The sequence below is a fragment of the Sulfuricaulis sp. genome, assembly GCF_049587675.1.
GTDB lineage: Bacteria > Pseudomonadota > Gammaproteobacteria > Acidiferrobacterales > Sulfurifustaceae > Sulfuricaulis.
In genome coordinates this window covers 1-14964 of the sequence record NZ_JBAVEJ010000144.1, presented here as the reverse complement: position 1 = coordinate 14964, position 14964 = coordinate 1, and the positions used below count along the sequence as shown (strand labels likewise).

Here is a 14964-nt window from a genome sequence, read left to right as displayed (position 1 = left end):
GTCCATCCCAGCAATAACATGGCGGGAATCACTGCGGATCAGGCGGCGGATATCTACCTCGGCAAGTCGGGTGTGTTTCCCAACGGGCAGCGGGTCACGCCCGTCGATCAGGCGCCGAGCAGTCCCGCGCGTCAGAAGTTTTACAAAACGGTGGTAAAGAAAGATGGTTCCGTGCTCAAGGTGTATTGGTCCAAGATTCTTTTCACCGGAAAGGGTCAACCCCCCCGTGAAATCGGCGATGATGCCGAAATGAAAAGTTGGATCGCTTCCAATCCCGATGCCATCGGGTACGTGGATGGAAAGTTCGTCGATAGCACGGTGAAGGTGCTACTGATCGTTCCTTGAAGTAACATCCAAACAGAAATAAAAAACCCGGCATCTGCCGGGTTTTTTTTTGGGTTGTGGCAGCCAAAATCCGACTCCATGTCTGCGTCAAACGGAAGCAGGACAGGCTATCTCGACGGTTAATATTGTTTAGAATTAACAAGTTGAGTCGCTGCCGCCAATCCATGATTGATTTTTGGCGCCGAGAGAGAACACAATGAATAAAAATATTGAAACCACCGGACGCAGATCCGGCATGAACGGTTTCCGATGGTCGGAGTAATGCCTCGAGAAACCAGCTTCATCACGAGGGGAAGAGAGTACCAACCATGTACAAGTCCTTTTACGGGCTTAAGGAAAAGCCATTTTCCTTGCTGCCAGACCCGGCCTATCTCTATCTGAGCAAGCAACATGAGATGGCCATGACGCTGCTTGAGTACAGCCTAGAAAACCAGGCCGGCTTTTGTGTCGTTAGCGGCAAGGCCGGCACGGGTAAGACCACCTTGTTACGCCGATTGTTGAACCGGATCGGTAACGATGTTTCGATTGGCCTTATCTCCAACACCCATCATTCTTTTGGCGAATTGCTGCGCTGGATACTGCAAGCGTTTAGCCTGGAAGACACTGGCAAAACCAGGGCCCAGTTGCACCAGATTTTTGTGGATTACCTGATTGGGCAATATGCGAAAAATCGGCGAACGATGCTGATCATCGATGAGGCGCAAAACATGTCTTCCGATGCACTGGAAGAATTGCGCATGCTGTCAAATATCAACTCCGAAAAAGATCTGCTGCTGCAAGTGATTCTTGTCGGCCAGTCCCCATTGCGCGAAATCTTGCGGCGACCCGAATTGGAGCAGTTCGCCCAGAGAATTGCCGTGGACTATCATCTGGAATCGCTCAGCCAAGAAGAAACGCGGGGATATATTCGTCACCGCATCATCGTGGCGGGTGGCGAGCATGATCTTTTCAGCGAAGATGCCTGCGATGTGGTTTTCGAACATTGCGGCGGTATCCCGAGGCTTATTAATCTCTTGTGTGATTATGCTCTGGTCTATGCTTATGCATCGCAGGCCGCGGTAGTCACCGGTGAGCTGGTGGAACAGGTTCTGAGGGAACGTGAGAAATATGGCGCCTTGCCGGTTTTTGCCGTTACCCAGGAAGACCGTGTGAAGCAAAACCTGCCGGTGAAGGAAACGCGTCCTTTGAAAGCGGCGAAATTGCCCGCTGCCAGCGTGGCGCATGCAACTCGCAAGATGGTGTCCGCCAGAGCAACGACCGTTGCAGGCAGCGCGATGCTTATGGAGGGATACGGAAAGTCAATTAACACTCTCCCGCCAGGAGCGAAGTACGAGTCCGATGTCGAAACCAAAATAAGGGCGGGCACGATAGATGCCACTCATACCAAGACATCTGTAACATCCCTGGTGGAAGATGCCAGTGTCGTGACACCGGTGCGAAAAAGAGTTGTGACACCACTCAATGGCGCGGGATCTGACAAGACACGTGGCGGGATCGAGACGGAAAGACTGCCGCTGCAAACTTTACCTTCGAAACGACAGGTGGAGAAGCCTGATCTTCAGCCAGATGAATCAGCACAGGCTGAGAGGAACAGGCAGACAAAGGCTGTTGTCCCGCCGTCTGATTGCTCGGGCGATGCGCAGCGCGCGAAACTTACTGACACGGGTATTGCAAAGAGTTCCAGTGAGCTTGGCGCGCTAGCGGCGCGAAATGGGGCGCCAATGGCAAAGCGATACATTCCTTTCGCCGTTGTTGGTGGGGTGTTGCTGTCCATTGCGCTTATCTGGTTCTTCGCTAATCATCAATTGAGGTCTACACAGGCAGCAACGGATAAAGTCGCGCCGCCTTCTGTGGCTGCGGTGGCACCGGTGGCGAATGTGACAACGGTGACCGATGTGTCGCCGGCGAGAGCCGTACCGGTGAATGATCGCATTCCAGATACCCAACCGCTGGAGAGAATATCTCCGGTTCCCCCGGGGGACACCGTAAACGCCGTGGTCGAAACGGATCCGGAGCGGGAGGCTAGGCTGAAATCAATTGAACGTGAGCGTGATTCTGCTCTGGCTTCAGCCAAAGCGGCTAAGCGTGAGGCCATGCGAAATGTCGCGTTGGCACGGGAACGTGCACTGGTCGCGGAACGTGAGATGGTTCTCGCCCGGGAGCGGGAGAGAGCAAATCAGTCAGCGCTTGCGGCAGAGAAGGCCAATCATGAGGCTCGCGCCGTTGAGGCAGCGGCGGTGGTCCAGGAAAGAAATCCTGAACCTGTGTTGCCCCCTCAGACAAAAACTACTGCTGATACGGCTGTTCATAAGTCGAGCGGGTTTGATGTTCCATCTCAAAATGCGGACCCGGTGGCTGGTAACGACGAAATAGCCAACGAACCGACCATGTTTACCGCAAACCCCTGCAAAGGCCCGTCAGCAAGATTTCTTTCGACCTGCGAATGAATTACAGCCATTACGCATGATTCCGTGTGGTCAGACCGAGCCTGGCACTCTTGCCAGGCTATATTACTGACAAGTTGAGGTGAATTTCGCAGTCGGCGTTTTGCACGGGTTGGCTTTGAATTCGACGTCACTTTTCTCGGCGGTTTTCTCGGTCGTGCCTCTAGACTTGTCTTTCGGCCGATTGGTTTCGAGCTGTTTTTCCATAGCGGCGGGCGCTGTTTCAGTTGCCTGAACTGCTTTTACTGTAGTTGTGGCCGCTGCCGCTGCGACTTCGGCCTGACGGCGCTTCTGTTCTTCGGCGCGTTCACGCGTGGCCTTGGCCGTGGCCGCCGCCGCTGCGGCGGCTTCGGCCTGACGGCGCTTCTGTTCTTCGGCGCGTTCACGCGTGGCCTTGGCCGTGGCCGCCGCCGCTGCGGCGACTTCGGCCTGACGGCGCTTCTGTTCTTCGGCGCGTTCACGCGCGGCGTCAGTTTGCTGCGTTTCGCTTCCCCAGCTGGCAAGTTTTGTAATCGCTGGAGCGTATTTCTGGTTCGCTGACTTGGTATACCACAGATGGGCCATCCTGAGATTTTGTGGAGTGCCCACACCCTGTTCATACATTTCAGCTACCAGGAATTGCGCCTTGGGGTCGTTGTTCAGCGCCGATGTCATCTGAATACTGAATTTCAGTTCTGCGTCCTGACTATCTTTGCTATCGGATTGGCCGTATGCCGCCGGGCAGAGGCAAAGTATTGCCAGAAAGACCAATGCGCCATGAAATGATTTATTCATAATTCACCTTGTTCCCCGTTTCCTTACCTGCATGACAGATATTCATACGAGCATTCTCGGCACTATCGAAAGACGTCCTGTTGAAGCAGGGGCTAATCGCGTACGAATTGATAAGCCATTTTTCGATCGGCGCGAGTACAGGTAAGCGAACGCTCGTCACGCATGCGGCACTCCATACTGACACCGGGCTCCTGCCAGCCGGTTTTCACGGCCATATCATTGACTTCATTGCGCATGCCGTTTGTTTGTTCATGAGGTTTACCGGCAATGTGCACGACATTGTAGGTATAGCGCAGGTTGAATTTAGCTTCTTTGTTGTTAATGCCGGAAATGACGGATTTGACGTTATATGTCAGGCCATTATTTTCCAGGTTGCGAGTAAGCTCCGCGGAAAAACACACCACCTCCGCGTTGCTACTTTGTAGACAGGCGGCATTCGCAGAAGGAAGGAAATCCGCATCCTGCAGGTTTCGTTTCCATTTTCCGGTCAGGAGCGCTTGTATCACGTTGATGTTGGACGCGGGGGGCTCCACGACTACCGGCGCTTTGGCAACGACTACCACAGCCGGTAGTTTGGCTTCCTGCTTTACCTCTTCGTGACGGACTACCGGTTCCGCAGGCTTGGCTTTGCTAGCCTGAACCGGCGGTGCTTTCACCGCAACGACAGGGACGACGTCCGGTTTCACCTTTGGTTTGGCAACCGTTTCCCTGGGAGCCGCCGGAGGTTTTTTTTCCGGTTCTTTCTGTGCCTTTTCGGTCAGGACTGGCTCAGCTGTCACCTGTTCTTTTTTGTAACCATCGAGTTTGACGACAGCAAGCGGGTAGCTCTGTTTGGCTGCCATCTCGTACCAGTACATTGCCCTTTCCTGATTTTTAGCTGTGCCTTTGCCGGTCTCATAGCGCTGCGCCACGACGTACTGCGCCACCGCATCGCCTCCACTGGCAAGCTTGAGATAGGCATCAAAAATGCCCTGTTGGATGTCGTCGTTATCGGCATTCGCATTGAAGGCCACCACGAAACTGAGAAATACAAGCGCAACAAGCTGTCGCATGATAGTTAAGCCTCGGTTTAGTTAATGGACTAAACATAGATATAGAATAGACGCCCACGTGCGGGCATAAGTGTTTGTATAAGAAAACCAATGCCTTAGGGGTTCCCTAAGCTATTAGTCCATTGATTTATATGCAATTTTAGTGCCGTAATCGGAGGCTTTTTTGTCGCAAATTTCCCGGCAAATGTTTCAGATAACCCGCGGCGGCAGTCATTTTTTTGCATGACTGCCAGGAATGGGCAATAAAGCTTTGGGATTAGTCACTGTAGTTCGTCCATTTCAGGAGATTTACAGGCCTGCTGACGTAGCCGGTTGGCGCCGGGGGGCTAATTTGTGCAAAAAAAAGGTCGGCGCATGTTCTGCCGCGCATGGCAGACACACGCCGACCCTTGGGTTAGTTTGATTAGGCCGCGAGTTTCTTTTTGATTGCAGCGATTACCGCTTCACTTGACGTGGCGCTGACCGTAATCAGCATGCCCTCTTTTTCATAAAATCCAATGAGCGGGGCGGTTTTCTTATTATAAGTATCGAGCCGGTGGCTGATCGCTGCTTCGGTCTCGTCCTCGCGCTGCACCACCGGGCTGCCGCATTTGTCGCAGATGCCTTCTTTCTTCGGGGGCATACTCTTGACGTTGTAGATTGCCTGGCACTTGGAATTGGAGCAGGTGCGTCGGGTGCTGAGGCGGTCGAGGATCACGTTGCGCGGCACGTCGATATTCACCGCCATGTCGAGTTTGATCCCGAGTTTCACCAGCAGTTTTTTCAGAGCTTCGGCCTGGGGAATGGTGCGCGGGAAGCCGTCGAGCAGAAAACCCTTCTTGCAATCGGGGTCCTGCAGGCGTTTTTCCATGATGCCCATGATGAGTTCATCGGGCACGAGGTCGCCGCGGTCCATGAAGGCCTTGGCTTGTTTACCAAGGTCGCTGCCAGCCTGCACGGCGCCACGCAGGATGTCGCCGGTGGAAATTTGCACGGAACCGTCCAATTGAGTCAACTGTTTCGCGACCGTTCCCTTGCCAGCGCCTGGGGCGCCCAACAGAATCAACTTCATGGTATTTTCCTCTCTTTTTGAATGATTAAACCCGATGCCTGCATTTGCAGGTCGGCGCGTGCAGACACCCTGCCGTGACCCGAAACGAAGAGGCGCATTTTGCCCTCTGGATGCCGTCTAGATCAACAAGAATGATCAGGTCAGCGCTAGAGAAGCCCCGGGGCGGGCGGTACGTAACTATCAATATTGTAGATTTGTCAGACAGATGCGCTGCCCCAGCGTCATATAGCGTTAATAATAATTATTTCGATACAGTCTGCGCCCGTATTCTAACGAGCCGGTTGTGTCGGTAGTCATCGAAAGCCTGCCGGATTTCCGGTTCGGTGTTCATGACAAACGGTCCGTACTGCACAATGGGTTCGTGCAGTGGGCGCCCGCTAAGCAGGATAAAACGCGCGCCCTTTGGCCCGGCGGATACCGCTATCTCGTTTCCCGAACCGAGCACCGCCAGGGCGTGGGTTTCTACCGCCGTGCCGCCTGTCTGCAGGCTACCTTCGAATAAATAGAGAAAGGCCGTGGCGCTACCGTCCAAGCGGTGGGTGAAAGCGGTTTCGGGCGCTAAAGATATGTCGAAGTATTGAATCGCCGTGTGGGGATCGTGGATCGGTCCGCGCTGGCCCGCGAATTCGCCGCTGATGATTTTGACCCGCGCCCCATCGAGCTTGACCACCGGTATGCGTTCGGCAGAGAACTCCTGGTACTGCGGGTCGCTCATCTTTTCGTAGGCCGGCAGGTTGATCCAGAGCTGAAAGCCGCGCATCAGACCGTTGGTCTGTTGCGGCATTTCGGAATGAATGACGCCGCTCGCCGCTTTCATCCACTGAATCCCGCCGGCACGCAGGTCACCGCGATTGCCCATGCTGTCCCGATGTTCCATGTGTCCGTCGAGCATGTAGGTGAGGGTGATAAAACCACGGTGCGGGTGATCCGGAAAGCCGGCGATGTAGTCGTCCGGATCGTTGCTCGCGAAATGATCCAACATCAGAAAAGGGTCAAGATGCCGCACTCGCGGCGTACCGATGGTGCGATGCACGGTCACGCCGGCGCCCTCGGTAATCGCTAACGCGTGAACCAGTTGCCGTATCGAACGCGACGTCATTGCGGTATTCCCCTGAGCTAGAGGACAAGTCACTTCCAGGCATTATCTAACCATGAACGCTGGAAGCGGACAAACGGCGCCATGCCCTGACAGAAATGGGTTAATTCAGGTCTCCAGTGCCTTGATTAGCGACTTGATTCTCGCTTCGTTCCGTTCAATGGAGGTGGTCAGCGCGAACTGCACCAAAGCGCGATGCAGGTTCTGGTCCGGCCAGTCGACCTTGAAGTAATGGTTGCCTTCCAGATGATCGGTGAGAAAACGCAGACCCAGCTCGAAGGGGATGAGGCGAATGGCGTCATATATATAGCGATGGTCATGCGGTGTCAGGAAGGCGCCTGCTTCGAAAAAATAATGCTTGATAACCGCATGGCAGATGTCGAGATCGAAATGGACGGCCGTTATGTCCTCGGGTGACTCGCCCGCGGAATTGGCACAGGAGCGCAGGCAGTCGCCGATGTCGAAGTGAAACAGCCCCGGCTGGACGGTGTCAAGATCGATCAGGCTGACCGCGCGGCCGCTTTCGACGGCGAAAAGAAAATTATTGAGTTTGGTGTCGCCGTGGATCGGACGGCTCAAAAGCTTTCCTTCACGCCGGGGAGCTTCAAGCGCGTCAGCCAGGTTTCGGCGTGTTTCGACGAATGAAAGACAATTGCGCAGCTCGGCGTTGTCGGGTGTCTCCCGGCGGCGGATGGAGGCTGCGGCAAAACGCGCCAGATAGTTGGGCGCGTTGTGGAAGCCGGGCAAGGTTTCATGAAGCCGTGACGGATCGAGATCGTGAATCAGCGCGTGGAAGCGGCCTAGCGCGAAACCCACTTCTTCAGCCTGGCTTGTGTCGGTGATGGTTTCCAGCGTGTGAGTATTCTCGATAAAGCCCATGGCACGCCAGAATCCGCCGTGCGCATCCACCACGGAATCCTCACCGTTGCGGGTGGAGAATATTCGGGGCCATTGTAATTCTCGCGCGGCGGCTTTGTCGCTGGTTTGGCGCCGACGAATATGATCCGTCAGGGCGCGCAGGTTATCCATGATTTGCTCGGGCCTTGGAAACACATGCCGGTTGATGCGTTGAAGAATGGCCCGATGGCCCGTGTCGATGGATACCACAAAGGTGTCGTTGATCAATCCATGACCGTAGGGGCGTACATCGACAATCCTCCCACCCAGGTCGAATGCGGCGGCGATATCCTGTTCGAGTGTCATGGTGTTGGAGAGAATCGGGCAATATTTTTTTCATACGTCACTGAAGCCAGGCGCCGGGTGACAATCGCTGCGTCGACAAACAGCGATGTTTGACCGGCGCACCACCGCGGTATTAGGCTGAGCTTTGCAGCCGTTTCGACAGAAACGCCTGGGACGGGATCCCTGAGCAAAAATAAGGCAAGGAGTTTTATCATGAGAAGGCTGATATTAGCTATTGTACTGGCATTTGGCGGTTTGGCGGCGGTCCAGGCGGCCATCAAGGAAGGGCCGGTCGAATACAAGGCGGGCGATACCGTGCTCAAAGGCTATCTGGTTTATGACGACGCCACGCAGGAGCGCCGCCCCGGGGTGCTGGTGGTGCATGAATGGTGGGGCCATGACCAGCATGCGCGCAACAGCGCCCGCAAACTTGCCGAGGCCGGTTATGTGGCGCTCGCCGTGGATATGTATGGTGGTGGCAAGCAGGCGGATCATCCGGACAACGCCGGGAAATTCTCGGGCGAAGTGCGCAAGAACCTGCCGCTCATGAAATCGCGCTTCGAGGCGGGCATGCAGCTGCTCCGCAAACAGCCGCAGGTGGATGAGAAGCGGCTGGCGGCGATCGGTTACTGTTTCGGCGGCAGCGTGGTGCTCGAAATGGCGCGCGCGGGCGAGGAGTTGCGCGGTGTGGCCAGTTTTCACGGCGGTCTGGCGACCGAGCATCCAGCGCAACCCGGCAAAACCAAGGCCAGGGTGCTGGTCATGAACGGTGCGGAAGATCCCTTCGTGCCGCCGGAGCAGATCGCGGCTTTTAAAAAGGAAATGGAGAGCGCCAAGGTGAATTACAAGTTCGTGAACTATCCGGGCGCCAAGCATAGTTTCACCAATCCGGACGCGGATGCCAATGGCGCCAAATTCAATCTACCGCTGAACTATAATGCCGTCGCCGATAAAGAATCTTGGCTTGAGTTGCAATCGTTCCTGAAACAGATATTCAAGCAATAACGATGGCGATCGCGCTGGTTTGCTGGAAGTGCGGTGCTTCGGCGGCGGAATTACCCTTGCCGTTAAGCCGTCTGGCAGAATGCCCGAAATGTCGCGCCTACCTGCATGCCTGCCGTATGTGCCAGTTCTTCGATCCGCGCCTGACCGGTCAATGCCAGGAGGAACGGGCCGAAGAAGTGCGCGACAAGGAACACGCGAATTTCTGCGACTGGTTCAAGCCGCGGCCGAACGCGCATCGTCCGCCCGGTGAAGGCAAAACGCAGGCCGCCAAGGCCAAGCTCGATAACCTGTTCGGCGACGTTCAAACTTCGGACGGTAAGCCAGATGCAGCGCGGGATAAACTCAGTGATCTTTTCGCGCCCAACGAAAAATCCCGAAAATAATGTACATCCGGTGCTGTATCAAATCGGTGAGTGTCAGGATTGCGACGCACTGAATGCGACTCTGCGCGCACGCATTGAGTTGCTGCCGCAGAGCGATATTGTCGGTCAACATCACTATCTGGGCGGGCGTTATGAAAACCTCTACGTGGCATTCGAATCGATACCGGAAATCCGTGTGATTCTGGATTTGGCGACAACCCACGCAGCATACATCTTGAATTGCCCGAAAAAAGATCTGCGCATGGGTTGGTGGCTCAATATCATGCGTCCCGGCGACATCACGTTTGCGCACACGCATGACGAGGATGACGAGATTCTCTCCGGCGTCTATTACATCGATGTTCCGCCCGATTCGGGAAAGCTCGTGCTGATTGACGGTATGCGGCGGGAGGAGGTCCAGCCTCACGCCGGTATGTTTATTTTCTTTGCGCCTGAAACCCTGCATGAGATCACACGTAATGAATCCGGGCGTCCGCGGATGTCCATCGGTTTCAATTTTGGCCCGGCAAAATCGCCGTGAAGCAGGCGACATGCACACCCCGTTTCAATTCTGTTTGCCTGAGCAAAGGTTTTCAGAACTAATCACCGGCGGCTGGTATAATGGCGCCTGGAGTTGGCCAGACAGCCGCTGCCCGGCCACGTTCGCGTGGCCGAGTGGAGGAAAGTCCGGGCTCCGCAGGGCAGGGTGCCAGGTAACGCCTGGGCGGCGTGAGCCGATGGAAAGCGCCACAGAAAATATACCGCCGAAGTTGCCTGATTTATTTCAGGGGACTGGTAAGGGTGAAATGGTGCGGTAAGAGCGCACCGCGCGGGTGGCAACATCCCGTGGCAGGGCAAGCCCCACCCGGAGTAAGGCCAAATAGGGGAACGATAGTGCTGCCCGCACTGTTCCCGGGTAGGCCGCATGAGGCGCCTGGCGACAGGCGTCCCAGATGAATGGCTGTCCACGACAGAACCCGGCTTAACGGCTGACTCCTTTTTTACTTTAACATGATTCTATAATTTCATGTTTCTTTTGTAGTTTTTTGTTGCGATTTCTACGACAAATGGTATCGCTTTGAGCCCCAAAAGCACCTTGCGATTGATTCACCCCGGTTTGATTCATCTTCCCTCCCTAAGCTGCTGACCTGCAAAGAAGAAATCTTGCAGGATTCGCTGTTTTCGCTTGACACCCCGCGCCACGCCTATCTATAGTGTCATTAAGTGGTGAATTGTGGTTTTTTGTGGAATAGAGCGGGAAAAAGCGGGGAAAAATGTTTCGTGGTGTCAACGCAGTGACGCTGGACAGCAAGGGTCGCATGGCGATCCCGACACGCTATCGCGAACAGCTAACGCGCGTCTGCAGCGGACAGATGGTGCTCACCGTCGACCGCGATCATTGCCTGCTGCTGTACCCGCAACCGGAGTGGGAGGAGATCGAGCGCAAGATCATGAAGCTCTCGAGCTTCAACAAGCAGACGCGCAAGCTGCAACGCCTGCTGGTCGGTCACGCCACCGAATGCGAGCTCGACGGCAACGGCCGCATTCTCCTGGCGCCGCTGCTACGCGAGTTCGCCGGTCTGAACAAGGACGTCATGCTGATCGGGCAGGGAAATAAATTTGAAATCTGGGACGACGGCGCGTGGAACGCGCGTCGTGCCGAATGGCTCGAGAGCGAAGGCGAGGACGATGGCAAGCTGCCGCCGGATCTCGAATCGTTCTCGCTTTAGAAAGAACGCGTGAATGAGCATCACCACGTTCCGGTACTGCTGGAGGAGGCGTTGCAGGCACTGCATGTAAAAGAAGACGGTGTGTATGTGGATGCCACGTACGGGCGAGGCGGGCACGCGCAGGAAATATTGAAACGACTGGGGACGCACGGACAGCTGCTGGTGTTCGATCGCGATCCGCAGGCCTGCGAGGATGCGCGCCGCAAGTTCGGTGCCGACGCACGCGTCAAAATCACTCAAGGACCGTTTTCGCTGTTGGACCGCACGATAGACATCTTGGGTCTGGCAGGAAAAATCAATGGGATACTTTTCGACCTCGGTGTGTCATCGCCGCAACTCGACGATGCGTGCCGCGGATTCAGTTTTCGCGCCGACGGATCGCTCGACATGCGCATGGACCCGCAGGCGGGCAAGTCCGCCGCCGATTGGATCCGGCGTGCGGAGGAAAATGAAATCGCGCAGGTCATCCGTGAATATGGCGAGGAGCGTTTCGCCAAACGCATTGCGCGCGCCATCGTGAGCGAGCGCGAAATCGATCCGATCACGACGACGCGCCGTCTCGCAGAAATTGTCACGCGCGCCGTACCATCACGCGAAAAAAACAAGGACCCGGCCACACGCACGTTTCAGGCCATTCGTATCCACATCAATCGTGAACTCGATGAACTTCGGGAGGCGCTTCCGCAGACGATACGCTTGCTCGCCACCGGTGGACGGCTGGTCGCGATCAGCTTCCATTCGCTCGAGGACCGGATAGTGAAACATTTTCTGCGTGCCGAAGCGAAAGGCGATGATCTACCGCCCGATTTTCCGGTGCGGCACGATCAGTTCCATCCACGGCTGAAAACCATCGGCAAGGCGATTCGGGCTAGTGAGACGGAAGCCAGACACAATCCACGCGCTCGCAGCGCTGTGTTGCGTGTCGCCGAACGAACAGGAGAAATAACCAGTGCCTAAACGATTGCTGGTGCTGCTCGCGGCGGTAATGGCCACCTCGATCGCCGTGGTGCAGACGCGTCATGAAAGTCGTCAACGGTTTTCAGAATTGCAGACGCGACAGGCGGAACGTGATGCGCTCAATGTCGAGTGGGGAAAATTGTTGCTCGAGGAGGGCGCCTGGTCGCAACACCGACGTGTCGAAGCCATGGCGCGGAGCCGTCTTAACATGAACACGCCCGATGCCGCGCATATCCGCGTCGTGCGGGTCACGCGGGATTCCGCGCCATGAGCCGCGGCGCCAAAACCCGTCATCCGGTGCGTAACGCCATCGTACTGCTGTTCTTTTTCGCCGGCATGATGTTGCTGGCGGCACGCGCGGTGTATCTGCAGGCCCTCAACACCGATTTCCTGCAAAGTCAGGGCAATGCCCGGCACTCGCGCCTCGTCAAGGACAATTCGCATCGCGGCATGATTCTCGATCGCAACGGCTCTCCGCTTGCGGTTAGCACCCCGGTGGATTCGGTCTGGGCACATCCGCCGACCCTGGCGGAAGAACGCCGGAAGTGGCCGCGCCTGGCGGCGCTGCTCGGCATGAGCACGCACGAGCTGGCTCAGCTCCTGGGCAGGCACGACGACCGCGAGTTTATGTATCTCAAGCGGCACGTGCCGCCGGCGCTCGCCGAGCGCGTGATGGCGCTAAAAGTCCCGGGTGTCGCGCTGCAGCGTGAATACCGGCGCTACTATCCACTCGGTTCTGTCGCTGGGCACGTGGTCGGATTCACCAACGTGGACGATCAGGGCCAAGAGGGCACGGAGCTCGCCTTCGATTCCTGGTTGCGTGCGGTGCCGGGAGCCAAGCGACTGTTGCGCGATCTTCAGGGTAACGCCGTGGAAGTGGCCGAGAGCGTGGTGTTGCCCAAACCGGGCAAAGACCTAGTGCTTTCCATAGACCGGCGCATCCAGTATCTCGCCTACCGCGAATTGAAGGCGGCAGTCACAGAACATAATGCACGTGCCGGCAGTGCTATCGTGCTGGATGCGCATACAGGTGAAGTGTTGGCGCTGGTCAACGAGCCGGATTTCAATCCCAACAACCGTGCCGGGTTACGTAGTGGCACGTTCCGCAATCGCGCCGTCACTGATCTGTTCGAGCCCGGTTCCACCCTTAAGCCGTTCACGGTTGCTTGCGCGCTGGAAAGCGGGAAATTTACCGCCGGCACCTTGATCGACACCACGCCCGGATCGCTGCAGATCGGCGACCGCATCATCCATGATGTGCACAATTATGGCATGCTCACGGTGGCGGGTGTCATCGAGAAATCGAGCAATGTCGGCGCTTCCAAAATTGCGCTGGCGCTCGACAAAAAAAGCCTCTGGGAGATGTTGCGGCACGTAGGCTTCGGCGATACGACTGGCGCGCGGCTGCCGGGTGAAGTGCCGGGACTGATTAATCCATCATCGCGCTGGGTAGCGGTCGATCAGGCGAGCATTTCCTACGGTTACGGAATTTCCGTCACACCGCTGCAACTGGCGCGCGCCTATCTCGTGCTGGCCAATGACGGCGAAGCGCTGCCGTTGACAATGTTGCATACAGATAGTCCGCCGCAGGGAGAACGCGTCATGTCCGTGACGACCGCGCGCCGTTTGCAATCGATGTTGGAGCTGGCTGTCAGCGACGCAGGGACGGGCAAGGCCGCGCAGGTCGCCGACTATCGCGTGGCTGGCAAAACCGGCACGGTGCGCAAGCTCACCAGCAGTGGCTATTCCGAGGAAAAATATATCTCCTGGTTCGCCGGTTTCGCGCCGGCGACTTCGCCGCGCCTGGTGATGGTGGTGGCGATCGATGAACCCACCCGCGGCGGTTATTACGGCGGCGAGATTGCTGCGCCGGTGTTTGGACGTGTGTTGACGGGCGCATTGCGGCTGCTCGATGTGCCGCCCGACGCACCACGTCAGTCGCCGCGCCTCATGACCGTGAAAAGCGAGCAGGTGGCTGAATGACACGTAAAGTCCGTCAACTGCGTGAACTCCTCGATGGAATTGCACGCGTGCCGGGCGTGGCGAACCGCGAGGTGCGCGGCCTGCAAACGGATAGTCGCTGCGTCCAACCAGGCGATCTTTTTCTGGCTGTGCCGGGCATGGTGACGGACGGACGCGATTACATCGGTGATGCCGTGGCTTCGGGCGCAGCCGCGGTCGTGTATGAGACCGACGATGGTTTTGCGTTGCGCGCCGCGCCGGTGCCAGTGTTCGGCGTGTCCGGGTTGCGTCACAGGATCGGCATCATCGCGGATCGCTTTTACGATACGCCTTCGCGCCGAATGGTCGTGATTGGCGTCACCGGCACCAACGGTAAGACGACCTGCACGCAACTGCTGGCGCAGGCGCTCGATCAGGCGCCCCGGCGTTGCGCGGTGATCGGCACACTGGGTTACGGCTTTCCCGGCGCGCTCAACGCCTCGCTGCACACCACGCCCGATGCCATGACGCTGCAGCGCCTGCTGGCGGATTTTGCGGAGCAGGGCGCCACGCAGGTGGCGATGGAAGTTTCCTCGCACGCACTCGAACAAGGGCGAGTGAGCGGCATCGCCTTCAGTATCGCCGTGTTCACCAATCTGACGCGCGATCATCTCGATTATCACGGCGACATGCAGGCCTACGGCAAGGCCAAGGCCGGTCTGTTCGCCATGGAAGGAGTAAAACACGCCGTGATCAATCACGACGATGCCTTTGGCCGGAGCCTGCTGGCCGGTGTCGATGCGCAGATCAGAATTTTAAGTTACGGTATCGAGGGCGGCGATGTCTGCGCGCGCGAAGTGCGGCTCTTGCCGGATGGACTGTGGCTGCGCGTCGCGACGCCCGAGGGAGAAACCGAACTGCAGAGCACGTTGATCGGACGCTTCAACGCCTACAACCTGCTGGCCGTACTCGCCACTCTACTGGCGCTGGGTGTGAAGCTCGACGAAGCCGTGGCGCGGCTCGCC

At 56.8% G+C, this 14964-nt stretch carries 15 protein-coding genes and 1 other RNA gene; 11 read left to right on the top strand and 5 right to left on the bottom strand.

Annotated elements, in window-relative coordinates; genetic code table 11:
• Positions 1-345 (top strand): phosphate ABC transporter substrate-binding protein (locus tag WB402_RS07555; protein WP_424206516.1); only part of this gene is annotated, 345 nt, incomplete at its 5' end.
• A 308-nt stretch (positions 346-653) separates the two neighbouring features.
• Positions 654-2792, top strand: a complete 2139-nt coding sequence (locus WB402_RS07550) for an ExeA family protein (RefSeq protein ID WP_424206514.1) — start codon at positions 654-656, stop codon at positions 2790-2792.
• Between the two features lie 63 nt (positions 2793-2855).
• On the opposite strand, the gene WB402_RS07545 is transcribed toward WB402_RS07550, so the two are convergent.
• The 5 genes from WB402_RS07545 to WB402_RS07525 form a co-directional block, all read right to left on the bottom strand.
• Complete coding sequence (locus WB402_RS07545) at positions 2856-3563, bottom strand: hypothetical protein (protein ID WP_424206512.1); 708 nt, start codon at positions 3561-3563, stop codon at positions 2856-2858.
• Between the two features lie 92 nt (positions 3564-3655).
• Positions 3656-4615 (bottom strand): tetratricopeptide repeat protein, encoded by a 960-nt coding sequence (locus tag WB402_RS07540; RefSeq protein ID WP_424206510.1) that lies wholly within the window; start codon positions 4613-4615, stop codon positions 3656-3658.
• A gap of 403 nt (positions 4616-5018) precedes the next feature.
• A complete protein-coding gene (locus WB402_RS07535; protein ID WP_424206508.1) occupies positions 5019-5666 on the bottom strand; it encodes an adenylate kinase in 648 nt (215 codons plus the stop codon).
• A 241-nt stretch (positions 5667-5907) separates the two neighbouring features.
• Positions 5908-6765, bottom strand: a complete 858-nt coding sequence (locus tag WB402_RS07530) for a pirin family protein (protein ID WP_424206506.1) — start codon at positions 6763-6765, stop codon at positions 5908-5910.
• A 105-nt stretch (positions 6766-6870) separates the two neighbouring features.
• A complete protein-coding gene (locus WB402_RS07525) occupies positions 6871-7965 on the bottom strand; it encodes a phosphotransferase enzyme family protein (RefSeq protein WP_424206504.1) in 1095 nt (364 codons plus the stop codon).
• A 192-nt stretch (positions 7966-8157) separates the two neighbouring features.
• Between WB402_RS07525 and WB402_RS07520 the strand changes: the two genes are divergently transcribed.
• The 9 genes from WB402_RS07520 to WB402_RS07480 form a co-directional block, all read left to right on the top strand.
• A complete protein-coding gene (locus WB402_RS07520; RefSeq protein WP_424206502.1) occupies positions 8158-8949 on the top strand; it encodes a dienelactone hydrolase family protein in 792 nt (263 codons plus the stop codon).
• A gap of 2 nt (positions 8950-8951) precedes the next feature.
• Positions 8952-9332 (top strand): hypothetical protein, encoded by a 381-nt coding sequence (locus tag WB402_RS07515; protein ID WP_424206500.1) that lies wholly within the window; start codon positions 8952-8954, stop codon positions 9330-9332.
• Positions 9295-9852: a putative 2OG-Fe(II) oxygenase gene (locus WB402_RS07510; RefSeq protein WP_424206498.1), complete on the top strand. Its 558-nt coding sequence runs from the start codon at positions 9295-9297 to the stop codon at positions 9850-9852. Before WB402_RS07515 ends, WB402_RS07510 begins: the two co-directional genes overlap by 38 nt.
• An 89-nt stretch (positions 9853-9941) precedes the next feature.
• Positions 9942-10312, top strand: an RNA gene (rnpB, locus tag WB402_RS07505) — RNase P RNA component class A.
• A 273-nt stretch (positions 10313-10585) separates the two neighbouring features.
• The gene (gene mraZ, locus WB402_RS07500; protein WP_424206496.1) at positions 10586-11041 is read left to right on the top strand and encodes a division/cell wall cluster transcriptional repressor MraZ; all 456 of its coding nucleotides are present in this window, start codon (positions 10586-10588) and stop codon (positions 11039-11041) included.
• A 9-nt stretch (positions 11042-11050) separates the two neighbouring features.
• Positions 11051-11998, top strand: a complete 948-nt coding sequence (rsmH, locus tag WB402_RS07495; RefSeq protein ID WP_424206494.1) for a 16S rRNA (cytosine(1402)-N(4))-methyltransferase RsmH — start codon at positions 11051-11053, stop codon at positions 11996-11998.
• Positions 11991-12269, top strand: coding sequence for a cell division protein FtsL (gene ftsL, locus WB402_RS07490; RefSeq protein WP_424206492.1), 279 nt, complete (start codon positions 11991-11993; stop codon positions 12267-12269). Before rsmH ends, ftsL begins: the two co-directional genes overlap by 8 nt.
• Positions 12266-13981 carry a peptidoglycan D,D-transpeptidase FtsI family protein gene (locus tag WB402_RS07485; protein ID WP_424206490.1) on the top strand — a complete coding sequence of 572 codons (1716 nt, stop codon included), beginning with the start codon at positions 12266-12268 and terminating at the stop codon, positions 13979-13981. Before ftsL ends, WB402_RS07485 begins: the two co-directional genes overlap by 4 nt.
• A partial coding sequence (locus WB402_RS07480; protein WP_424206488.1) for a Mur ligase family protein occupies positions 13978-14964 on the top strand: 987 nt, incomplete at its 3' end. The genes WB402_RS07485 and WB402_RS07480, both read left to right, overlap by 4 nt.